The organism is Chryseobacterium sp. TB1-D10, from assembly GCF_059803555.1.
This window is the reverse complement of the sequence record NZ_JAPFHB010000015.1, coordinates 58313-82571: the sequence shown is the minus strand read 5'-3', so window position 1 is coordinate 82571 and position 24259 is coordinate 58313. Positions and strand designations below refer to the sequence as shown.

Annotated in this window: 19 protein-coding genes and 3 tRNA genes; 12 read left to right on the top strand and 10 right to left on the bottom strand. The window is 37.3% G+C overall.

The annotated features are described in order from the left end of the window. Together OPU68_RS17125 and OPU68_RS17120 are read left to right on the top strand one after the other, a co-directional pair. On the top strand, positions 1-193 hold a 193-nt coding region (locus tag OPU68_RS17125; protein WP_498475161.1), incomplete at its 5' end, for a hypothetical protein. Between the two features lie 47 nt (positions 194-240). Then, positions 241-909, top strand: a complete 669-nt coding sequence (locus tag OPU68_RS17120; RefSeq protein WP_498475160.1) for a YceI family protein — start codon at positions 241-243, stop codon at positions 907-909. Between the two features lie 342 nt (positions 910-1251). On the opposite strand, the gene OPU68_RS17115 is transcribed toward OPU68_RS17120, so the two are convergent. Next, entirely contained in the window at positions 1252-2679 is a 1428-nt protein-coding gene (locus tag OPU68_RS17115; RefSeq protein ID WP_498475159.1) for a S41 family peptidase, read from the bottom strand. A gap of 160 nt (positions 2680-2839) precedes the next feature. Continuing rightward, complete coding sequence (gene uvrA, locus OPU68_RS17110; protein ID WP_498475158.1) at positions 2840-5626, bottom strand: excinuclease ABC subunit UvrA; 2787 nt, start codon at positions 5624-5626, stop codon at positions 2840-2842. Positions 5627-6371: 745 nt separating this feature from the next. On the opposite strand from uvrA, the gene OPU68_RS17105 reads away from it, so the two are divergent. Continuing rightward, entirely contained in the window at positions 6372-8171 is a 1800-nt protein-coding gene (locus tag OPU68_RS17105) for a TonB-dependent receptor plug domain-containing protein (protein WP_498475157.1), read from the top strand. 130 nt (positions 8172-8301) lie between these two features. Next, complete coding sequence (prmA, locus tag OPU68_RS17100; RefSeq protein ID WP_498475156.1) at positions 8302-9129, top strand: 50S ribosomal protein L11 methyltransferase; 828 nt, start codon at positions 8302-8304, stop codon at positions 9127-9129. 159 nt (positions 9130-9288) lie between these two features. Here the strand turns inward: prmA and OPU68_RS17095 are convergent, their stop codons facing one another. Further along, complete coding sequence (locus OPU68_RS17095) at positions 9289-9864, bottom strand: hypothetical protein (protein WP_498475155.1); 576 nt, start codon at positions 9862-9864, stop codon at positions 9289-9291. A gap of 9 nt (positions 9865-9873) precedes the next feature. Then, positions 9874-10881, bottom strand: coding sequence for an N-acetylmuramoyl-L-alanine amidase (locus OPU68_RS17090; protein WP_498475154.1), 1008 nt, complete (start codon positions 10879-10881; stop codon positions 9874-9876). A 134-nt stretch (positions 10882-11015) separates the two neighbouring features. Between OPU68_RS17090 and OPU68_RS17085 the strand changes: the two genes are divergently transcribed. From OPU68_RS17085 to OPU68_RS17060, 6 genes are all read left to right on the top strand, one after another. Continuing rightward, positions 11016-11102, top strand: a tRNA-Ser gene (locus OPU68_RS17085). A gap of 20 nt (positions 11103-11122) precedes the next feature. Next, positions 11123-11197, top strand: a tRNA-Pro gene (locus tag OPU68_RS17080). Between the two features lie 44 nt (positions 11198-11241). Then, a tRNA-Arg gene (locus OPU68_RS17075) sits at positions 11242-11315 on the top strand. A 228-nt stretch (positions 11316-11543) separates the two neighbouring features. Beyond that, on the top strand, positions 11544-11750 hold the full coding sequence (locus OPU68_RS17070) for a hypothetical protein (protein WP_498475153.1): 207 nt from the start codon (positions 11544-11546) through the stop codon (positions 11748-11750). Positions 11751-11849: 99 nt separating this feature from the next. Continuing rightward, positions 11850-12497 carry a monofunctional biosynthetic peptidoglycan transglycosylase gene (gene mtgA / locus OPU68_RS17065; protein ID WP_498475152.1) on the top strand — a complete coding sequence of 216 codons (648 nt, stop codon included), beginning with the start codon at positions 11850-11852 and terminating at the stop codon, positions 12495-12497. 16 nt (positions 12498-12513) lie between these two features. Continuing rightward, positions 12514-14541 (top strand): transporter-like protein, encoded by a 2028-nt coding sequence (locus OPU68_RS17060; protein WP_498475151.1) that lies wholly within the window; start codon positions 12514-12516, stop codon positions 14539-14541. On the opposite strand, the gene OPU68_RS17055 is transcribed toward OPU68_RS17060, so the two are convergent. Beyond that, on the bottom strand, positions 14519-14815 hold the full coding sequence (locus OPU68_RS17055; protein WP_034964988.1) for a hypothetical protein: 297 nt from the start codon (positions 14813-14815) through the stop codon (positions 14519-14521). The two genes, OPU68_RS17060 and OPU68_RS17055, sit on opposite strands and share 23 nt — an antisense overlap. Before the next feature lie 187 nt (positions 14816-15002). Here OPU68_RS17055 and ychF point away from each other — a divergent pair, with 187 nt between their 5' ends. After that, entirely contained in the window at positions 15003-16094 is a 1092-nt protein-coding gene (gene ychF, locus OPU68_RS17050; protein ID WP_498475150.1) for a redox-regulated ATPase YchF, read from the top strand. A 200-nt stretch (positions 16095-16294) separates the two neighbouring features. On the opposite strand, the gene aqpZ is transcribed toward ychF, so the two are convergent. Next, a complete protein-coding gene (aqpZ, locus tag OPU68_RS17045) occupies positions 16295-17008 on the bottom strand; it encodes an aquaporin Z (protein WP_498475149.1) in 714 nt (237 codons plus the stop codon). A gap of 162 nt (positions 17009-17170) precedes the next feature. Here aqpZ and OPU68_RS17040 point away from each other — a divergent pair, with 162 nt between their 5' ends. Further along, the gene (locus OPU68_RS17040) at positions 17171-18163 is read left to right on the top strand and encodes an LLM class flavin-dependent oxidoreductase (RefSeq protein WP_498475148.1); all 993 of its coding nucleotides are present in this window, start codon (positions 17171-17173) and stop codon (positions 18161-18163) included. Positions 18164-18200: 37 nt separating this feature from the next. Here the strand turns inward: OPU68_RS17040 and OPU68_RS17035 are convergent, their stop codons facing one another. From OPU68_RS17035 to OPU68_RS17020, 4 genes are all read right to left on the bottom strand, one after another. Then, the gene (locus OPU68_RS17035) at positions 18201-20054 is read right to left on the bottom strand and encodes a CocE/NonD family hydrolase (RefSeq protein WP_498475147.1); all 1854 of its coding nucleotides are present in this window, start codon (positions 20052-20054) and stop codon (positions 18201-18203) included. A gap of 93 nt (positions 20055-20147) precedes the next feature. Beyond that, entirely contained in the window at positions 20148-21005 is an 858-nt protein-coding gene (locus OPU68_RS17030; RefSeq protein WP_498475146.1) for a prolyl oligopeptidase family serine peptidase, read from the bottom strand. 289 nt (positions 21006-21294) lie between these two features. Beyond that, positions 21295-22677: an NADH-quinone oxidoreductase subunit N gene (locus OPU68_RS17025; RefSeq protein ID WP_498475145.1), complete on the bottom strand. Its 1383-nt coding sequence runs from the start codon at positions 22675-22677 to the stop codon at positions 21295-21297. A gap of 88 nt (positions 22678-22765) precedes the next feature. After that, positions 22766-24259, bottom strand: a complete 1494-nt coding sequence (locus tag OPU68_RS17020) for a complex I subunit 4 family protein (RefSeq protein ID WP_498475144.1) — start codon at positions 24257-24259, stop codon at positions 22766-22768.

Sequence of the window (24259 nt, the reverse complement as noted above, 5' to 3'; positions counted from 1 at the left end):
CTTTTCTCTTTCTAAATTTAATATTTTCCCAATCATATTTTATTATTACAAATCTAAAGGAACGGAGCTCATTTTTTTTGCGGCTGCAATCTGGCGAGGGCAAAAAATAGCGGGAGTGGAAGGCGGAAAAGCTGCCCAAATAAATGTAAGCGATACCTTTCTTGATGTACATCAACGTCTGTTCTTTGTTTAAGGTCTTATTTTTGCTGCACTAAAAAAGTTTAATCAAAATAATTTTCTATGAAAAAATTAACCGTATTGGCATTTGCAGGAGCCGCATTATTGTTCACTGCTTGTAATGACAAAAAAGAAACTGTGAAAGACGCGCAAGAAGTTGCGGCGAAAACCGGAGATGTTTACAAAGTAGATTTGACAACGTCCAACGTGAACTGGAAAGCTTTCCACAAAGGTGGTTTCGCACCAAGATGGGGAACTTTGAACCTAAAATCTGGCGAAATAACAGTTGCTGACAATGCTGTGACCTCGGGAGATTTCGTAATCGATATGACGACTTTGAAAGTAGACCCAGCGTCTGTAACTGAAGCGGACAAAAAGCCGGCTGACCTGGAAGCACACTTGAAAAACGAAGATTTCTTCAACGTAACCAAAAATCCAACTGCTGACTTCAAAATCACGTCTGTAGCAGATTTGGCTGGAGAACTTCCAAAAGATGCTGTAGCGGGTTCTAACAAAACTGTGAGCGGAAACCTGACTTTGCTTGGAAAAACTATGAATGTTTCTTTCCCTGCAAAAGTGACTGTAACGGAAGGTAAAGCGGCTGTAGAAGCTAAATTTACGGTAAAAAGAACCGATTGGGGAATCAAATTCGGGACAGACGAAACGGACCCGGCTGAATGGATGATCAGCAAAGACATCGAAATTGGCATCAACGTAAATGCTGCTAAATAATAGATTTTAAAAGTGAAAAGGAGAAGACTGTTTCGCAAGAGACAGTCTTTTATATTTGATGGGCACAAAAGAACCGACTCTTTAGGAGCCAGCTCAATAGATAAAGACATCTCATTTTTTTAGTTAAACAACAACAAAAAAGGATAGCCGACGGTGCTATCCTTTGATTTTTATATCAAATTTAGTTTGATTGATTCTGATTGAAAATAAGTAAGTTATCACAAAGTTTTTCTTAATCTTATTGATGTAAATTTAGAAAGAAAAACAATACGAAATGTAAACTGAATGTTAAAGTTTCGTAGTTATCCACATTTTTTTGTGGATAAGTATGATTTTACTTATCTATTCTAAAATCCATTTTTTTGCAGTTTCTAATTCTGAATCTCTATCTGAGCTTGGTTCTACAAAAATATCTGGATTTATATGCTCACGATATTCTTTTCCGGTTCTATCCATTTCAAAAGAAGTTGCCAAAGCAAGGCTTCGCCCATCGCTTAATGGGTGAGTTGAATTTCCCGATGTTAAACCTCTGGTCGGTTGTCCGAAAAGTTTCACATTTTTTTTGCCAATGAATGAAATTACAGTAGCTTCGCCTGCACTTGCTGTTTTTTTTCCAATTAAAATAGCAATTTTTGAACTTGGATTTTTTAGTTTGTACATTTGAGTGATTCTATTCATATCAAATTTTCCATTCTCCAGTATCCAAGGAACTTTTTCTTCTTTAGTGATGAAATATCCCAAAGTTCCTTCTCCAACAAGGCTTCCAAGTCCAACTATCATAGGACGTATACTGCCACCAGTATTGGTTCTTAAGTCGATAACCCAACCTTTAATTTCGTTTTCGGAATCCAGTTTCTTTATCATTTCATTGATTTTTGATGCAAACTGATTTCCGACTTCTGTGTTTGATGTGCTGAATGCTGGAACCATAATGTAACCAATTTTGGAATCGATTAATTTGGACTCTGGTTCTATTCCTTTTGTATTTACTGTCTTTTTTGCTTCTGTACTTTTTTTCGAGACGATAAAGGAATGAATATCTCCGGAACCTTTCAATACATTCATCATATATTGTATTGCCGGTTTTGTATCATTAATGGTTTCTGCTCCTATGGATAATTTTTTGATGTTTTCGTCCACAATGTTCCAATCTATTTTGTCCCGAAACATAGATTTTGTTTTAATCAAATTTTTAAAGTATTCTATATAATCTGAGGCAACTTTTGATGCTTTTGTATCGGACAAAGCAATTTCTTTCATTTCAAAGTCATCAAACGAAACACTACCTGAACCAGCTAATAATCCTCCGATTTTTAAACTTTTTGCATTCTCATCAATGATAAATTGGAGAGAATATTTTATCCAATCTTGGTTAGGTATTATTTTATTGTCCTGAGAATAGGAATGTCCAGAATCAATTTTTTTATCATTAGAATCATTTATGTGAGTCCACAAATTGATATTTCCAGTGATGTTATCAGATTTTATGTAGGCACTGATTTCGATTTTGCGAATTCCCTTACCACTTAGAGGAATTTTTTGGAAAAAGGACTGGAATATTTTGGTATTAATAGAATTCCCAGTTATCTTAAAAGAAGTCTTCCCTTGATATTTCTGACTATTATCGATTTTACAAACGTAAGAATCTACATTTTTCACATTCCATTTGTCAGGCGAATTGTTTCTTGAAGTTTCAAAACCAGGATTTTGTATTTGGGCATTTGAAAGATTAATGAGAATAATTGTCAGAATGCTAAATTTCAGTTTCATTTGTGTTTTATTTATTGACTAAATTATATAAACATCAATTAATAATAACTTTCTTTTAACAGACTTTGTAAATTATTTTGAATGATTAACATTATTTTCAATAAAAAATACCAATACAATCTGTGCATTGGTATCAATTTATAAGATAAAAACGGTTTTATCATAATTTCTCCACAATATACTTCGCAGTAGCAGACCCTTTCACTTTCACCAAATCCTCCGGTGTTCCGGCAAAAACAACCTCACCACCATATTTTCCGGCATTCGGACCGATGTCGATGATGTAATCTGCCGTTTTGATAATATCCGGCTGATGCTCAATCACGACAACAGAATGTCCTAATTCTATCAAAGCCTGAAGCGATTTCAGTAATTTCTTGATGTCGTGGAAATGCAATCCTGTCGAGGGTTCATCAAAGACGAAAAGCGTTTTGTCTGTCGTGTAACCTTTTACAAGGAAAGATGCCAGTTTCACTCGCTGCGCCTCACCGCCGGAAAGGGTAGAAGAGGATTGTCCGAGTTGAAGATAACCCAAACCAACGTCCTGCAAAGGTCTTATTTTGGTTGCAATTTTTTCTTCATGGTTCTCTGAGAAGAATTCCAACGCTTCATCAACCGTCATATGAAGAATGTCCGAGATATTTTTCTCGTCGTATTTGATTTCCAGAATTTCTTTTTTGAAACGTGTGCCGTGACAATGTTCGCATTCCAGCTCGATATCCGCCATAAACTGCATTGAAACTGTGATAACCCCGTCACCTTTACATTCGTCGCAACGTCCGCCATCCACATTGAAGGAGAAATGTTTTGGTTTCAAACCCTGAACTTTCGCGGATTTTTGTTTCGCAAAAAGGTCACGGATATCGTCGTACGCTTTCAGATAAGTCACTGGATTGGAACGGGACGATTTTCCAATGGGATTTTGGTCAATCAATTCGATATTCTGGATCAGTTTTGAAGGAAATTCCACGGAGTCATAATCCGCTTTTTTACCACCCATTCCGAGTTGGATTTGAATCGCGTTTGTCATCACTTCTTTCATCAAAGTCGATTTTCCACTTCCGGAAACGCCTGTAATGACAGTCAAACATTCCAATGGAACATTCACGTCGATGTTTTTCAAATTGTTTTGACGCGCACCTTTGATGGCGATATATTCTTTGGTTTTTCTACGTTTTTTAGGAACTTCAATTTCCATTTCGCCACTCAGATATTTTGCGGTGAGCGTATCGGATTTCATCATTTCCTCATAGTTTCCATTGAAAACCAAATCTCCGCCGAGATAACCAGCTTCCGGTCCAATATCAATGATGTGGTCGGCTGCTTTCATCACATCTTCATCGTGTTCTACAACGATTACGGTGTTTCCAAGGTCTCGAAGTTGTTTCAAAACGCCAATCAGATTTTCTGTATCTCTGGAATGCAGACCAATACTCGGCTCATCCAAAATATAAATCGAACCAACCAACGAACTTCCTAAACTGGTTGCCAAGTTGATTCTCTGACTTTCTCCACCGGAAAGTGTATTAGAAGTTCTGTTTAAGGTTAAATAGCCTAGACCAACTTTTGTCAAAAACTCCAATCGGGTTTCGATTTCGTAAGTCAATCGTTTGGCGATTTCTCGGTCGTGCTCGTTAAGTTTTAAAGTTTTGATTAACGGAAGAAATTCATCCAAAGGCAATTCGATGAACGATTGGATATTGTGTCCGTCGATTTTCACCCAACTCGTTTCTTCTCTTAATCTTAATCCTTCGCAAGTCGGACACAGCGTTTTCCCACGGTAGCGCGAAAGCATCACGCGGTACTGGATTTTATAAAGATTTTCCTCCAGCATTTTGAAGAAATTATCAATGCTCGGGAACGTTTTCGTTTTGTCACCTCGCCAAAGTAACTGTTTCTGTTCTTTGGTCAACTGGTGGTAAGGCTTATGAATAGGGAAGTCCTTGTTCTTTTTAATGAAATCCTTTTTCCATTCGCTCATGCTTTCACCTCGCCAGGACGCGACTGCATCTTCGTGAAGCGACAGATTTTTGTTCGGAATCACCAAATCTTCATCAATTCCAATCACTTTTCCGTAACCTTCGCAAGTCGGACAAGCGCCATAAGGATTGTTGAAACTGAAATAATGAACAGTAGGCTCATTGAAAACAATGCCGTCCAATTCAAATTTATTCGAGAAATCCCGTACTTTTTCGGTGTCTGTATTTTTCAAAGAACAGTAGCCGTGACCTTCGTAGAAAGCCATTTGGATAGAATCCGCCAATCTCTGAAGGAAACTCTCATCTTCCTCGTAACTGAATCTGTCGATGACCAAATTAATCGTCATATCTTTCTCGGGCACAAATCCGAAACTCTCCAAATCCTCAATTCCGGCTACATTTCCATTGACTTCCAATCTTGTGAAACCGGAAACTTTCAAGGTTTTCAGTTGCTCGGCAAAATTCTCCGCATCAAATGACAGAGGAGCCAAAAGCAAAAACGTCGAATCTTTCTTTGAGTTTTTAATGAAATCAATGACATCTGTCACGCTGTCTTTCTTCACTTCCTCACCGGAAATCGGGGAATAAGTTCGGCCAACTCGCGCAAAGAACAATTTCATATAATCGTAAATCTCTGTGGAAGTTCCAACCGTAGAACGCGGATTGGACGAAATCACCTTTTGCTGAATCGCAATAGATGGCGCCAAACCTTTGATATCATCAATTTTTGGTTTTTCTAATTTACCCAAAAACTGACGCGCATAGGAACTCAAACTTTCCACATAACGCCTCTGTCCTTCGGCATAAATAGTGTCGAAAGCCAGGGAAGATTTTCCACTCCCGGAGACGCCCGTAATCACAATCAGTTTGTTCTTTGGGATGAGAACGTCTATGTGTTTCAGGTTGTTAAGGTGTGCGTTTTTAACGAAAAGAAATTTCTTGATATCGATGTCGGTTGTTGTAGCCATAGTAAAAATGAGACCCACAAAATTACGGAAAATTATATCGAATTGGAATATGATTTTGGATTAATTAATGGTGCAGTTTTTAACGCAAAGGCGCAAATTGGAATTGCATTTCATGTGTTTTTAAGTCGCAAAAGGATGAGGTTTTCTAATAATGTCACGACAAAATATTTTTTTAAATTAAAATCAGTAAACATTCGGAATCCATTTGTGGTAGGGCGATACAGCGTATTCATAAATCTCCAAGGGGGTGGTTCCGAAGGGGGTATGGGTGGTTCCGAAATGGTTGTGGGTGGTTATGCAAATAGTCGCAGCCGGTTCCGAAGCACCCAAGACCACTTGACTAACCGGCTAAAGGTGGTTCCGAACCAGTGGCTACCTAGTTCAGAAATGGTTGAGGGTGGTTCTGCAAGTAGTTGCAACAGGTTCCGAAGTGCCGGCGACCACCTACCTAACTGGTTGCAGGCACTTATATAAGCGCCCTTAGGTACTTATGGCAATGGCTAAAGGCGGTTCCGAAGTGCCGACAAACACTTGCGTAAGTGTCGTTTGGCACTTACACAACCTATTGCAGATACTTGTATGACCTGTTTCAGACACTTTTGAGCCAGATAAAGCTGCTGTCTACAGTTCAAAACATTAGGCTAAAGTCTGATGTTATTAATCATATAATTTTCCTCATTAATTGATTTGTGAAACAAGCCTTATTTCTATATTTGCCGCCAATTATCTGAAAGGAAATTAAACTATGAAGAAAATTATAACGGCTTTGTCAATGGTTGTTTTGTCAATCAACGGATTTGCACAGAATAAGGAAAACGAAATCGATGAGGTGAATTTGCAGGGTCGATTTTTATCCATTCCCTATAATGAGGTGAACGAAAATGTGACGGTCATCACCAAGCAACAAATCCAGAATAGTCCTGCGACCAGCATCGATGAATTGTTGCAATTCCACTCGGGGTTGGATATCAAAAGGCGAGGTTCAAATGGTGTTCAGAGTGATATTACGATTCGGGGAAGTTCGTTTGAGCAGGTTTTGATTTTGGTAAATGGCATCAGGATGAATGATTCGCAGACCGGACATAATACTTTCAACCTTCCGTTTGATATTTCGGCGGTGGAAAGGGTGGAGATTATGAAAGGTTCATCGGCAAAACTCTATGGGCAGAATGTTTACGCAGGTGCCATCAACATCGTCACTAAATCATCATCCGAAGAGCAAGTGACGGTAAAAGCGCAAGGTGGTGATTTCAAAACTTATGATTTGTCGGCTTCTGCAACCTTTGGCTCGGAAAAATTTACGAATCTTTTTACGATTAGCAATGGTGCTTCGGACGGTTACCGATTCAATACAGATTATCAAATCAGAAACTTTTTTTATCAGAACAAATTGAAGCTGAATGATGGAAGTCTGAGCTTGCAGGCTGGTTTTTCTGAGAAGAAATTTGGGGCGAATGGCTTCTATGCGTCGCCAACCGCCATCAATCAATATGAGGAAACGCAGGCTTCTGTGGTGAGTTTGCAGTATGAGCAGAGGTTTGGAAAACTATCTGTCAACTCCAGTGTTTATTGGCGAAGAGGGCAGGATATGTATCTTTTTATTCGCCAAAATCCGTCTTATTACAGAAATATGCACGTCGGAAATAATGTCGGTGGAACGGTAAATGCAACCTATGAATCGTCACTTGGAACCACGGGAATTGGCGTGGATTACAGAAAAGAATTTCTTGCGAGCAGTAATTTGGGCGACAGAGAACGGGATGTGACGCAGGTGTTTTTTGACCACCAGTTCAAATTCTTCAATCAGAAATTAGAAGTCAATCCGGGCGCAAGTTGGGCAAATTATTCGGGTCAGAATTTCTTCTATCCTGGGATGGACGTTGGTTTTATATTCAATCCTAATCACAAAGTTTTCGGCGCGGTTTCCAAAGGTTTCAGAATTCCGACTTTCACCGATTTGTATTACGTGAGTCCTGCGGAAATTGGAAATCCGAACTTGGTTCCTGAGTCTGCCATCTCATCAGAATTAGGCTATCGATTCCAGAATGAAAAAATATTGGCGAAAGTCAGTGGTTTTATCCGAAATACAGATAACGGCATCGATTGGTTGAAAGAGACACCGGAAAGCCCGTGGAAAGCGGAAAACGTTGGAAAAATCCACCTCAAAGGTTTTGAAACTGAGTTTAGACACCAATTATTTTCATTCCTCAATTACCGTTTGGGTTACACGTATCTTGATAATCAATATAAAAATGAAGAGCTTTCCAGATACGCTTTGCAGAATTTGAGACATCAGTTTGTAGCGCAAGTGGATGTGAAATTCTTAAAATATTTCAGCAATCAGTTGATTTATAAATATTCCGAACGTGTGAATCTTGGAAGCTATAATGTCTTGGATGAGCAAATCAATTTCCGATACAAAGACCTTAATTTTTATGTTTTAATCAACAACCTGACGAACGCAAAATATGTGGAAACCAATCTGGTTCCGATGCCTGGAAGGTGGTTTCACATAGGATTTACGTATAAAATTAAGATGAATTAATTTTTAACCACAAAGACACAAAGGTTCTGCACGAGATTCACGAGTTTTCTAAGCGTAAAAATTCTTTGTGTTCTTTGTGAAAAACTTCGTGACTTTGTGGTTTTAAACTAAATTTGCAAAAAATTAAACAATGGCAGTTTATCTGGAATTCAATTTTAAAATAAAACCTCTCCAACCCTGGAACGAAATATTGATGGCGGAACTGATAGAAATCGGTTTTGACAGCTTCACAGAAGAATATGACGGCATCCTTGGCTATATTCAAAAAGACCTTTTCAAAGAAGAAGAATTGAAAAATATTTATCTCCTTCAAAATGATGAGGTCGAGATTTCTTACACCTACGAAGAAATGCCGAATATCAATTGGAACGAGGAATGGGAAAAGAATTTCTCGCCCATCAATGTGGAAGATAAAGTCTTAATCAGAGCCGAATTTCACGACCCGAACCCGAATATGCACGAGATTGTGATTCAGCCTAAAATGTCTTTCGGAACGGGGCATCATCCTACGACGCACCTGATGATTCAGCAAATGTTGGATATGGATTTGGCGGACAAAAAAGTGCTCGATATGGGTTGCGGAACCTCGGTTTTGGCCATTTTCGCAAAACAAAAAGGAGCGGGCAGAACCGTTGCCATCGACATTGATGAATGGTCTGTGGAAAATTCCAAAGAAAATGCAGCACGAAACAACGTAGAACTGGAAATCGAATTGGGAACAGCTGATAATTTGGGTAAAGAAAAATTCGAAATCATCCTGGCAAACATCAATAGAAATATTTTAATTTCTGACATTCCGACTTACGTTTCCGTTTTGGAAGATGGCGGAAAACTGCTGTTGTCCGGACTTTGCTTCTTCGATGTGGACGATATTCTGGAAGTTTGTACAGAGCAAAACCTGAAGCTTGAAAAGAAAATCCAGAGAGAAGAATGGGTTTCTTTGTTGTTGAGTAAATAGATTATCTGGGCAGCTTGATCCGCCTTCCGTTCCCGATCTTTTTTGCTCGAAGGTTTCAGTTTAAATAGAACTTAAGTTAAAGCAAAAAAGGATTTCCACTCAAGTCGGGCTGCAGATTTCAATATAAAATCAACTTTAGTCATAAAATAACCCTCGGAATTACTTTTCGAGGGTTTTGTATAGTATTTTTTCTATTTCCTTATGTTCGGCATTTGTAGGGAAATAGTCTGTATTAGAATTAGTGCCAATAACTCTGCTTTGCAAATATTCAAAACTCAATTTAGAAAAGCCTGTGATTTTTCCTTTTTTTCTTAAAATTAGAATATCATTAAACATTGGTTTAATCGCTGCCTTTTCTTCAGGTTCTCTGTTTTTTTCTACAAATATTCTTTTTAATTGTTCTTGCTTATCAATGGAAAGATTAATTTTTTCAAAGCCTGCATTACTTAATCGTTTTACAAAAGTTGAATCTTTTAAGTTTTCAGGAGTTCCGCCTATTAAAAGTTTAAATTCGGTTGAGTCTTTTCTGTTCCTTTGAAATTCATTATAAAAATCTCCAACTCCAGATAATTTATTATATCTTTTATTATGATAATATTCAATTTCATCGTAATCGAAAAAAGCTTTTTCAATATTTTTGTTATTTGAGATATTAATCTGTTTTTCAGTTTTAGTACAACTGAAAATTATTAATGTAGAAAATATTATTAAAAAATTAAAGATAAGCTTAATCATAAATTCATCTTACTTCTGCGGATACTTCTGAATCAAGGCCTGCAAAATCGCTAAAGTCTCAGCATCCATAATCCCACTGTAATTCATCGGTCGGAAGTGGAATTGGAATGCTTCAATAGTCTGTTTAGTAGCCGTATTCCAAACGCCATTCACAGTCAATGCGTAGCCAAACTGAACCAATTGCTGCTGAACTCTTGAGACAAATTCAGGATTGTTGTATTGTAATGTGATTTCGTTCGTCGTCAAGATTTGATTTAGGAAAGTCTGTTTCGCGGTTTCGTCATACCACATCCCGATTTGATATTCATCGTACAATCTCTTCCAAGGGAAAAGTGGTCCCGGATCTTGCTTTCTGGTCGGTGCAATATCAGAGTGGGCCAAAACATTAGTTGCCGGAATATTATATCTTGTCACGATGTCTTTTACCAAAGCACCTACCTTTTTAATCTGATCTTCAGGAAACGGCGTGAAAACCCTGTAACCTGTGGAGTCCACTTTGTATCCCATATTTACAATCTCTATTCCGATGGAAGTATCATTCAGCTGCTGGTCTTTTCTCCAAAAACTAATGCCGGCGTGGTAAGCTCTTTTATTCTCATCCACAAGCTGATAAATTTCTTTATCTGATAAAGTGTTGACAAGATAATGTGCACTTACGGCTTGCTGCGTAAGGGTGGAGATAGATTTTTCATCATCTAATACAGTGTAGTGCAAAATCACATAACGCTGACGGAAATTCTGTCCGATAGATGGGAAATAATTTTTTGTCACTTTGTAGCCGGAAGGATCGGCACTTACGATGGAGCCGTAACTTGCTGTGTTGTCATTCTTTGTAATATCTGCAATATTGACTTTATAATAATCGCCTTCATCCTGTTTGATTTCCGGTTTTTTTAGAGGAACGGCAGCTATTGGGTTAGTAGATTTTATAGGTGTTTTATTTTTTACTGATTTTTGCTGTGAACCACAAGAAATGATTAGTATTCCTAAAGTTGTGAGATATAATGAATTACGCATTGTTGTTTGTTTTGAGTTTTAATTTCATTCAAAAATATGAAAAAAAATGAATAAAAAGTTTTGGTAGATAGAGAAAGTCTCCTATATTTGCACTCGCAATAAGGGAATAGACGATATGACTTAATTATTGCTAAGGAGAGTTGCCTGAGAGGCCGAAAGGACTTGTTTGCTAAACAAGCGAACTGGAAACGGTTCCAAGGGTTCGAATCCCTTACTCTCCGCAACTACAAGATGACTTAATCGGGGCGTAGCGTAGTCCGGTCATCGCGCCTGGTTTGGGACCAGGAGGTCGCAGGTTCGAATCCTGCCGCCCCGACTTTTATACAAATTCCTTCGGAATTTTTCTTTAACAACCTTTTAGGGTGCGTAGCTCAGCTGGATAGAGCATCTGCCTTCTAAGCAGACGGTCTCAGGTTCGAATCCTGACGCGCTCACAGAAACTCACAATTCATATTGTGAGTTTTTTTGTTTTTTAATCCATTTAAAATTTGAATTATAATCGCTTTTATTAATTTATAGTTAAATGTTCTGTAATTTATTTTTATTAATTATTGGTTTTCTTAAGATTTTATTAATTTTCTGTGTAATTTTTTTAATTTTAATTACAAATCATTTTTTTTATTAATATTGCATCCTTCGAAACAGAAAGCTTTATAATTAAAATGAATCCTGATCAGATGACTGATTATAAAAAAAATTACTACAAAACAAAACTGGAGGAAAGGCAGGAATTGGATAGACGTTACAGGCAGATTCAAAAAAATAAAGTCATTGCAGAGTCCAACGTATTAAGTTTCGATGATTTTATCTTATTATTTATTGTAACAATTGCTTTAATACTTTACGACGTTTTAGGAACGGCATTTTGATAATTTTTGACTGTCCTTATTACATTTATTATTTCTCTACAAGATTTTGATCGGATAAAATATTTTTTTGTTTTATTTTCGCTAAAATTTTGTTGCAGTATGTGGAAGTTTATTAAAAAGCTGGTTTTTATTCTCATTATCGCCAATATACTTTTTGTGGTTTTCGGGATGTTTTTTAATCCGCCAATTACCTGGACCCAGTTGGGCAGCGTTTTCAAATATGGAAAATTGAAACGTGATTATATTTCTTATGATGAGATGGGAACCAACATCAAAAAAGCCGTTCTCGCTTCCGAAGATCAGGCCTTTTTCAATCACAACGGATTTGATTACAAAGCGATAGAAAAAGCGATGAAGAAGAATGATAAGAAAGGTAAAGTTGTACGAGGCGGAAGTACAATCTCTCAGCAGACTGCAAAAAATGTTTTTCTTTGGCAGGGGAGAAGCTGGATCAGAAAAGGACTGGAAGCGATTTATACCTTCATCATCGAAAAAATTTGGGGAAAAGATATTATTCTGGAAAGATATCTCAATGTTATAGAAATGGGGCAAGGTGTTTTCGGAATCGAAGCTGCAGCGCAGTATTATTATAACAAACCAGCAAAAGATCTTACCAAAAGTGAAGCAGCATGGATTGCAGCAGTTTTACCAAATCCCAAAAAATATGATCCGAAAAATCCAAGTGCTTACCTTAGCAAAAAGCACAATTGGATATTGAGACAAATGAATAACATTGTTCTGAAATGATTACTTTTGTGCTAAGATGGCAATTAGATTAATTAAAAAAGACAGTTTCAGCACTATTTTAAAAAATTATTTTAGTGAAAAAAATGAGACATTGTCTTTGGAGCCTTTGTCCGAAATTATCACCAGTCTCAAGCGAGAGGATTTGGGTGTGTTTACCGCCTATCTCAAAGATAATGATGTCATAAAGGAAAATCTGACATTTTACATTCACAATGTTTTCAAAGACAAACCATTCAATCTTTCTTTGACGGAAGCTGATATTTTGTCGGAAAACGCATTTTATCCCGAATTCAAAAAGCGACTTCTTAACAAAGTGCTTCCGCCAATCGAAAACGAAAACACGATTTGGTATTTGGTTGATAACGTTTTGGTGACCCCAAAAAAGGATCTTGAGTTTTTCCAGAATTCGCCTGAAGATAAAATGGACGAACTTTTTCGGTTACTAAAAATTGATAGGTTTATTAGCAATTCGCACGTCAAGAAAGAGCTTTTATTTTCACTTAATATTTTGGCCTGGCGTGTTATCGGTAATGCGTTGGATGTAGATGTGGTGAAGATGGCGCCGGAATACCGGAATTTTGACAATCCTTTTCTTGCGCTTCAAAATGAATTGGATATCATTAATGCTGATTTCAATGATAATCCTGATTTTAAATTTACTTCAAATGACGAGATTTACAAACAGATCAAGATCTACATAGAACAGTGTCTGGAATTCGTCACAATTGCCTTCAAGAATTCTTCCAAGTATGGGATTTCCAGCAAGACCAATCAGTCTTTGCTGAAAATCAGACAGCAGCTTAGCAGGATGTCCGATATCATCAAATTGTTTGTGATAGATGAAGATCGTGATTATCTGATTAATTCTAAGCAGTTATTTTTCAATATATTAAGGTACAAATCACATAAAAATAATATTCGGGATCTGGTCTCAGACAGCACCAGGCTGATGTCTCACCTGATTACAAATCACACGGCAGAAACCGGAACACACTACATCACTTCTACGCTTAAGGCTTATATGAAAATGTTTTGGAAAGCCTCTGGCGGTGGTGTCATTGTAGGTGCGCTTTGCGTTTTGAAGATGCTTTACAGTTATATTCCTGCAAGTGATTTTGCACACGCATTTTTATTTTCTATGAATTATGCGATGGGATTTGTAATGATCTATCTGATGAATTTTACTCTGGCGACAAAACAGCCAGCGATGACGGCTGCTACGATGGCAAAAGTTCTCTCAGAGGGTAATGGCAGAAATACTTATATAGAATTTGCACACGTCGTTTCTCAATTGTTCAGATCGCAATTTATAGCGTTTGTAGGCAATGTTTTGTTGTCTTTTCCCGTTTCGCTGCTTATCATTTACGGATTGGAAATTCTTTTCAAGCAGAATTTTGCTTTTGATAAATCTAATAAATTACTGTATGATTTGGATCCGTTCCAGTCAAAAGCAATCTTGCATGCTTCTATTGCAGGTATTTTTCTTTTTATTTCAGGTGTTATTTCCGGTAATATCAGCAATAACTCTGTATTTTTTCAAATTCCAAAAAGGATTGCAAAGAATCCGTTTATCAATTATTTTTTCGGACAAAGATTTGCAAAACAGCTTTCGATTTATTATTCTAAGAATTGGGCCGGAATTGTCTCCAACTTTTGGTTCGGAGTTTTCCTTGGAGCAACTGCGCCCATAGGACTTTTTCTGGGATTGGATTTGGATATTCGCCACATTACCTTTGCAGCGGGAAATTTTGCATTGGGACTTTACGGTAAAGATTTCGTAGTGACGTCATATACTTTTTGGATCTCATTTGTAACCGTATTTGTGATTGGTTTTTTCAATTTTGCGGTCAGTTTCGGATTGTCTATGTTGTTGGCCTTCCGTTCCAGGAAAATAGAAATGAGTGAAGCAAGTGAGATCTTTCGGGAAATTTTCAGATATTTTGTCAGAAATCCATTCCGTTTTTTCTTCCCGCTAAGATCCAGCCTGGATGAGAGAAGCAAGCGGATGATAGATGATATTACTACAGGATCAACAGATCATTAATCAAAGATTCGTCCTTCAGAACTTCTCGGAATTTCTTTAAAAAAAACGTTTTTCTTAAGCGGAAATCATTCTTCAAAAGGGGCGATTTTATTCTGATGATCAAGACTTGTTCTTTAAGATTTACACTTACAATTTCGGCATAGAGATCATTTGAAAGATAATCTTCCAGAAAATCCTTGATTTCAAAAGCTTTTAGTTTATCCTCGAAACCATAGATTCTGGCGAAAGAATTCACTAGTTCTGAAGATTGGTATTCGCGTTTTTTTCTTGCCATTTTAGATTGGATTCCTGATCTTAATTAAGATTGTAAAAGTAGAAAATTCAAACGCAAAAATCAGTATCTTTGCGCACTGAAAGTTCAAAGTTTATTGTTCGAAATTTTTTAACTCTGAACCTTAAACCTTACTTTATGAAACCGTCAGGTAACATAATTCCGATAACAAAAAAATAAAAATTTCATTATGAAATGTGGAATCGTAGGTCTTCCGAATGTAGGAAAATCAACCCTTTTTAATTGTCTTAGCAACGCAAAAGCACAATCTGCAAACTATCCGTTTTGTACCATAGAGCCGAATCTTGGAACTGTTTCTGTTCCGGATGTTAGACTTTTCGAATTAGAAAAAATCGTAAATCCAGAGCGCGTCTTGCCTGCAGTTGTAGAGATTGTGGACATTGCCGGATTGGTAAAAGGTGCGAGCAAAGGCGAAGGATTGGGAAATCAGTTTCTTGCAAATATCCGCGAGTGTGAAGCCATCATTCATGTTTTAAGATGTTTTGATAATGGAAATATCATTCACGTGGAAGGTTCTGTAGATCCCATCAGAGATAAAGAAATCATTGATATAGAACTTCAGCTGAAGGATCTTGAAGCGATCGGGAAAGCAGTCGATAAAGCTAAAAAATTCTTGAAATCCGGTAAGAAAGAAGATCTTTTAACTTACGATATTTTGCTGAATCTTCAGACTTTTGTAGAAGAAGGTAAAAACGCAAGAGAATTTCCTGCAGATGATTTTGCAACTTCAATTATCAGTGAAATTCAGTTATTGACAAACAAACCGGTTTTGTACGTTTGTAATGTGGACGAAAATTCTATCAAAAACGGAAACGACTGGATTGCAAAAATCGAAGAAATGGCAAAATCTGAAAATGCAGAAGTTGTTGTTTTAGCAGCGCAAATTGAAGCTGATATCAATGACCTGGAAACTTTTGAAGAAAGACAGATGTTCCTGGAAGAGCTAGGTTTGGAAGAACCGGGCGTAAATAGATTGATCAGAAAAGCTTACGACCTTTTGAAACTTCAGACTTATTTTACAGCTGGTGTTAAGGAAGTTAGAGCCTGGACGATTGGTCAGGGCTGGACTGCACCACAGGCAGCTGGTGTGATCCACACAGATTTCGAAAAAGGATTTATCCGTGCGGAAGTCATTAAATACAATGACTATATGAATTATGGTTCCGAAGCGAAAGTGAAAGAAGCCGGAAAATTGTCTGTGGAAGGGAAAGAATATGTGGTTCAGGATGGTGATATTATGCACTTCAGATTTAATGTTTAAAAACATATTTTCCAGAATATATTAGAACGCTTTCAGTAATGGAAGCGTTTTTTTGATATTGTGAAGAAAAATTGTTATTCATTAAAATAAAAAAGTTTATTGAAACAAGGCTCAATAAACTTTCAATATTTTGAGTTATAATTATAGTTTAATAGAAACTCACCAACTTTTTAAACTATTAATTTTAGTTTTCTATTAAGTTAAGCTATTTCCTTTTTTTCAATCAAAAGATTATAAACAAACGCTGCAAAAACACCACCTAAAATCGGAGCCGCGATAAATAACCAAATCTGAGAAAGTGCTTCGCCCTGTGCAAAAATCGCAGGACCAATACTTCTTGCAGGGTTCACGGAAACACCCGTAATCTTAATCCCAACAATGTGAATCAAAACCAGTGAAAGTCCAATCGCCAAACCTGCAAAACCACCGTGAATGTTTTTAGTAGAAGTAGATCCAAGGATTACCAGTAAAAAGATGAAGGTGAAAACAAACTCAGCAACGAAAGCCGCCAAAGTGTTATACTGATCCAGGTAACCAGTTCCCCAACCGTTAGATCCCAAAGCCCAGGGCTTCATTTCCGCGCCCGGATGATTGGTAAAAATGACATAAAGAATTCCTGCACCAATAATTGCCCCAATAATCTGAGCAATAATGTAATAAAAAGCTTCTCCAATTTTCATTCTGCCCGCTGCAACCATTGCAATAGAAATTGCAGGATTAATATGACAACCGGAAATATGACCAATTGCATAAGCCATTGCGACCACGCTGAGTCCAAAAGCGAAGGAAATTCCCAAGAGTCCAACGCCTGTTGTTCCGTCAGCGCCGGCAATCACTGCACTTCCGCAGCCCATTAATACTAGAACCATAGTGCCGATCATTTCGGCAACAAATTTTGATGTTGTTGATACCATTTGTAATGTTTTTTATAGTTTATTGTAACAAATGTAATAATTATTCCTTTTGATTGTTGTTTTGTGGTAATAATATTTTGAATTGTGCCATAATTTCTCATATTTCTCTTTGTTTATTGGTGGTTTGCTTTTTGAATTAAACATTTGTATAAATCTTAAAATATGTCAATTAAATATTCAATTCTGGACCTTGCGACGATTGTCAAAGGCGATGATATCCATAAAACATTTCAGAAATCTGTGAAATCTGCTCAGCACGCAGAAAAACTTGGATTTACCCGATATTGGTTTTCAGAACACCATAATTTCCCTAATGTGGCGAGTGCTGCAACTTCCATTTTAATTGGTCACGTTGCTGGTCAGACGGAAACATTACGAGTTGGTTCCGGTGGAATTATGCTTCCAAACCATTCAACATTATCAGTTGCAGAGCAGTTTGGGACTTTGGACGGATTATTTCCCGGAAGAATAGATCTTGGTTTGGGAAGAGCGCCCGGAACAGATGGGCTTACGGCAAGTGCCTTGAGGGGTAATAATTTCAACCCTAATTATAATTTTGAATTTCATATCAAGGAACTTCAAAAATATATGTCGAGTGCAAATGCTGAAGCGAAAGTCAGAGCGATTCCTGGAGAAGGGGCTGACGTTCCGCTGTATATTTTGGGAAGTTCTACTGATTCGGCTTTTTTGGCGGCTAAATTGGGAATGCCGTACGCATTTGCTGCACATTTTGCACCTTCACAGTTGGAGGTTGCTTTGGAAATTTACAGAGAACATTTTCAGCCTTCCGAATTTTTGGATGAACCGTACGTGATGATTTGTATTAATATCATTGGAGCAGATTCTGTGGATGAAGCGCATTATTTGTCAACCTCACATTTTCAGGCTTTTGTTAATATCCTGACGAATCAGAGACAACCACTTTTACCGCCCGATGAAACAGATCTTGCCAATATCGGTGATGATGTTGCGTTGCACCTTAATAGAATGGCAGCCAAAACTTTCGTTGGAGACAGAGAAACACTCAAAGAAAAGCTGTCGAAATTTGTGAAAGATTACAGACCAAATGAGATCATCGTTTCCGGAAATATTTATGATTTCGAAGCGAAACAGAAATCTTACGGGATCGCAGCAGATATCATCAAATCATTATAACTGAAAAAGCACAAACCTAAGTTTGTGCTTTTCTTTTTTATTTCAAAACATCAAATTCTATTGTGCTTCCACTGGAAACTTTGATCTCGGCTCTTTCGTAATCATCCTTGGTTGCTTTGTAAGGATTTTCTAAAAACTTCTGAGGGTTGATTGCCATCAGCGGAAACCAGGTACTCTGAACCTGGATCTGGATTTTATGACCTTTCTTAAACGTGTGAAAAACATCCTGTAATTTTACATCCACACTTGCGCCTTTGTTCGGAATAAGCGGTGCAGGCTGCTCAAAACTATTGCGGAATCTTGCTGGCATAATTTCACTCCTTACCATTTGGTGATAATTGGCGTAAACAACATTTGGTTTGTCAGTATTAGCTTTTTCATCTGCGGGATAAACATCTATTAATTTAACTATAAAATCAGCGTCAGTGGAAGAAGCTGTAATCTTTAGTTTGGTTAAAATTTCTCCTGCTAATGTCACGTCATTTTCCAGAACTTCGGTTGTATAACTTAAGACATCCGATCTGTAGCTTGCAAATCGCTGATCTTCGCTCATATAATTTTTCGGCGTGAAGCCATTCATATCCTTGTAATTCTCGCTGCTCAAAACAGGTTTGTTCGGATCAGAAATGTAAGATGCAAAGGTTTTTGGATTTTCGCCTGTTTCACAAAGAGTTCCTGAGCTGTTCAGGTGAAAAATCTGTTTTGCAGATTGTTTTGGTGGCCAGTTTTCGAACTGTTTCCATTCCTTTTTTCCTGTGTCAAACATATAAGCTTCAGGAAGTTTTGCGGCAGTTTTGGAATCTTCTTTTAAATAATGATGAAAGAAAGGCTGCTCAATATTTTTTTGATAATATGTCGCAATGCTGTCACCGAAATAAATGTCATTATGATAATGTTTCCCGCTGTCGTAATTCCAGCCGCCATGAGAAAAAGGTCCCATTACGATGGTGTTTTTAGCTTTCGGGCTTGACTTTTCTATGGTTTTATAAATTTCCAAAGGTCCTCTCAGATCTTCAGAATCAAACCAGCCGCCAACAGTCATTACAGCGTGATTGATATTTTTAAGATGAGGAAGAAGATTTCTTTTTTGCCAGTATTCATCATAGTTTGGATGATCTACAACTTCCTGCATAAAGAAGTTGTCTTTGTAATATTTATCAACGCCATCTTTCAATGTTCCCATATTTTTATAGAACAGATAACCGTCGTCAGATGTTGGTTTTATCATTTTATCTGCAAACCAGGACTCTTTCTCAGGCTTAGTTTTATTAACACCAAAAACCGGGAAAGTCTTAAAATAGCTCATTAAGAATGCACCGTTGTGATGGAAATCGTCATACCAAAAGTCAGAGATCGGCGCTTGTGGAGAAGAGGCTACTAAAGAAGGATGATTGGCTAAAGTTCCGACAGCAGTGTAAAATCCGGGATATGAAGTTCCATATTGTCCCACTTTTCCATTGTTGTATTGTACATTTTTTACCAGCCAATCTACAGTGTCATAAGTATCTGTACTTTCGTCCACATCTTTTTTGGTTTTATGATCCACTTGCGGTGTCATATTCGTGAACGTACCTTCGCTCATATATCTACCGCGTACATCCTGGAAAACGAAGATGTATTTTTCTTTCTGAAGGAATTTGTTCGGGCTCAGTATTTTTCTGAAATTTGTTTCACCGTAAGGGGCGATGCTGTAACATGTTCTGTTCATAATCACCGGATATTTGTTGCTTTTTGAAATATCTTTCGGGGTGTAAATAATGGTAAACAATTTTGTCCCGTCTCTCATCGGGATGTAAACTTCTTTTTTGGTGTAGTTTTCTTCCACAGAATTAGTCTGAGAAAATCCAATTGTGAACGTACAAATACAGATTAATAAAAGTAATTTATTCATTGAAATAAAAATTTGAATAAAGATAGAAGTTTGATTATTAATATCAAATTTAGGACTGATTAATTTTCTTATTAATCCAATACAATGGCAAGTTTATCGACCGTATTTCTCTACCCATTCCAGAGATTTTAAATAAATCAGATCTCTGTCATTGTCTCTTAATAAAATATTATGGCTCGCCCCAGGAAGTGTGATGAGTAGATGATTATATTTTTTCTGATCCAACAATTTCGACAACTGAGTGGCCTGAGAGTAAGGAACCAATTCATCCTGATCGCCGTGGAAGATCAAGGTCGGAATGTTTTTTACGTGGTTCACCGGACTCACATTTATATATTTCTCGGGGATTTTCTTAGCGATATCAACCTCTTCTTTGTTGCCGGACATTTTATTTATGGCGCCAATCAAATCGTTTTTCTGAGCATTTTTAAGGTTTTCTATATCGTCGAAATTCGTTGGTGCACATCTCGTCATGATTGCTTTGATATTTTGAGGATATTGGTAAGCATAACTTAATGCCATATGGGCGCCTGCACTTTCTCCGGTTATTGAATAGCCATTATTTCTAACATTCCATTCTTCGGAATGCTGCTGTATATATTTTACAACATTATTAATATCGTTTAAAAGTTCGGGAAGATGTGTCGCGTTGTCATCCGCAAATCTGTAATTCATATTTACAACGGCAACATTATGATGATAAAAATATTCAGAAATACCGGCTCCCCAGACTTTGTCTCCCAATGTCCAGGCACCGCCGTGAATATTTATCACGAAAGGGATTTTTTTATTTCGACCTTTTGGCAGGTAAACATCCATGATATTTCTTTCGTAAGAACCATATTTTACATTTGCCAGTTTGATTTCATTTAATTGAGATTCAGTCTCTGATTGTTTTGTATGACAAGATGATAAAAAAATCATCACTAAGAATAGCGGAATGAATTTCATAAGGCAAAAATAATTTTGACTAAGTTACTTTTTTTCAATAGTATGAATTTTATTTTCGATCACAAAAGTAAATGCTTTAGTCTGTCCGCATCCGTCAAGTCACGAGACCGCCCCCGTGACTTGACGGGACCGCCCCCGTGTCCAAACGGGGGCGGTCTCGTTGACACTGTTCTGTAGTGCCGATGATTAAAGGGTTACAAAAGGTCATTTTTTATTAATATTAAAGAATCAAACATAAAAAAAACCTGACTCAATTTGAATCAGGTTTGTATTTATTTTTAATGGATTCTTACAATCCGAATATTTTAGCAAATAAGTCCGGAACAATTCCCATAGAAACCAAAGCTAAAATAATCACTACAGAAACGATGTTATAAGTGATACTCGCTCTTTCGATGTTGTGGAAGTTATCCTCTTTGTAGAAGAACATGGCGATAATTAATTTTAAATAATAAGCGATACTCAAGGCAGATCCTAAAACAGCAATCAGAACCAAGAACTCATAATGTCCGCCAATTACCTGATTGAAGATTCCCAATTTCCCGATGAAACCGGCGGTCAAAGGAATTCCAGCCATTGATAACATAGAAACTGTAGAAACAATTGCCAAAACCGGCTCTCTTTTCCCCAGTCCATTGAATGCTGTGAAAGAGGTTTCTTTTTTGATTTTCTCAATCCAAAGTAAACTGATGAAAACACCAACCGTTGCCAATGAATAAGCAAATAGATAGTATCCTAAAATATAAGTTGAGAAATTATTGATTCCGAAGAATATCAAAGCGATATAACCAGCGTGGGAAACGGAAGAGTAGGCGAGCATTCTTTTCGCGTTGGTCTGAACCAATCCCATTACGTTTGCAAGCAATAATGTCAAGATGATGAAAACGCCTAAAATATTAATCCAATCTCCGGCAATGCCGTTGAAAGCGATTGTCATTAATTTGAATAGTGCAAAGAATCCTGAAATCTTAACTACTGATGCCATAAAAGCGGTGATCAAAGAAGGCGAACCTTGATAAACATCAGGGCTCCACATATGGAAAGGTGCCAATGAAACTTTGAATGCTAATGCACAAAGCATCAAGATTGCTCCCATGATTAACATCAAATTCTTTGGATTGTTGATGGCAAAATCGTGGATTGTGTAAAGGTCAAAACTTCCTGCGCTTCCGTAAACCAAAGCTACTCCGAATAGTAAGAAACCTGTTGCAAATGCTCCCAATAAGAAATATTTCATTGAAGCTTCTGTTGAGCGAAGATCGGTTTTATCGGCTCCAGCCATTACGTACAATGGAATGGATAGAATTTCGATTCCTAAGAATAAGGTTACCAGGTTTTGGAACCCGAACAATACGACGCCACCACACAGGGCGAACAACATCAAGGCATATAATTCTGACTGATGGCTTCTGTGATTGCTGAATGCAAATCCGCCCAAAAAGAATAACAGCAAAGTAACAAGCACTGAAATCTTAGTAAACAGAGCTGCGTTGTTTCCATACTCATACATCGATTTGTACTGGTCGAAAAATTCGCATTCCGGAAGAAAACTGACATATAAACCAACGATCAATCCTGCGATTCCGATATATCTTGCGTATTTTCCTTTCTCGAAAACACCCGAGAATAATACAAGAACAGCCGTAAGGAATAAAATTATTAAAACACTCATTTCTTTTTAGATTTTAGATTTTGGATTAGATTTTAGATTTTCATCTTCTGTCTTAATCTTTTAATCTTTTAATTTTTTAATCTTTTTATTAATTGATCATTGATGAATAAATGAAGCTGACAGAGCTTGTCACCATTTCTATAACCGGTTGAGGATAGACACCCAAAACAATTACAAAAACAGATAAACTAGCCAACACTGTGAATTCTACATTGCTTACATCTTTCGTAGTTGCCAAAACTGAATCGTCACCTTTTCCAAACATTGCTTTTCCGTAGAATCTCAACATATAAGCGGCAGCAAGAATGATCGTTAATCCGGCCATTGCAGCCATAATGTGGTTGTAATCGTAAACTGATTTCAGTAAGATGAATTCTCCGACGAAGCCGTTTGTTAATGGAACTCCGGTTGCACCAAGCAAGATGATCATAAACAAGATTGCAAATTTAGGAGCGACTTTCGCCAAACCTCCCATTTTTCTGATGTCTCTTGTTTTGAATCTTTTATAAAGAATATCTGCACAGTAGAACAATCCTACAACGTTGATCCCGTGAGCAAAACTCTGGATCATCGCGCCTTGTCCGCCTTCGAAAGTTAATCCTGTTCTCATTGTTACAACTGCTGAGGCAAAAATACCTGCGACAATCAATCCAACGTGGGAAAGAGATGAGAAAGCGATCAATCGTTTGCTATCTGTAGAAATCATTGCGATCAAAGCACCGTAGATAATTCCGATTACTGAAAGGATGATTACGATCTCGCCTGAAATTCCGCCAATTGCTAATGGTGTGATTGGTAAAAGATATCTTAAAACACCATAAACTGCCATCTTCAACATAATTCCAGACAATAACATCGATCCCTGAGTAGGAGAGTAGGTGTACGTGTCAGGCTGCCAAGTGTGGAAAGGAAAAACTGGTAACTTCACTGCAAATGCAAAGAAGATGAACCAGAAAATTACATTTTGTTCATTGATATTAAGGTTAGCATTGTAAAGATCTGTCAAAGCGAAAGATGCAGCGTGGTTGTAAACGTAGATCAAACCGATCAGCATAAACAATGATCCTACGAATGTGTACACAAAAAACTTAGTTGTGAATTTGATTCTCTTGTCCTCTTGTCCCCAGATTCCGGCAATCAACCAGATTGGAATTAATGTTACTTCCCAGAAGATATAGAATAACAATCCGTCTAAAGAAGTGAAAACGCCCAATAATCCGAATTGCATTAATAAAATCAATGCGTAGAAAGAATTATGGTAGCCTTTCGCTTCATTATAAGAAGACAAAACGATTAATGGAACCAAGATGTTCGTCAATAAAACCATCAGCATACTCATTCCGTCTATTCCGAAATTTAAACTACTTTTGATGTAGCTGGACCAAGGATAAGTGATCTCGTATTGCAATGGCGCATCAACAGTTGGATTGAAATCGAAACTTCCCAACATATAAAATGCTAAAAACATCTGTGCAAGGGCAAAAGCCAATGCGATATATTTACTGGAAGCATTTTTCCAGAAAAAGAGTAAACCCGAACCTACAAGAGGTAACAGTAATAATGTTAATAGTAAATAAGACAT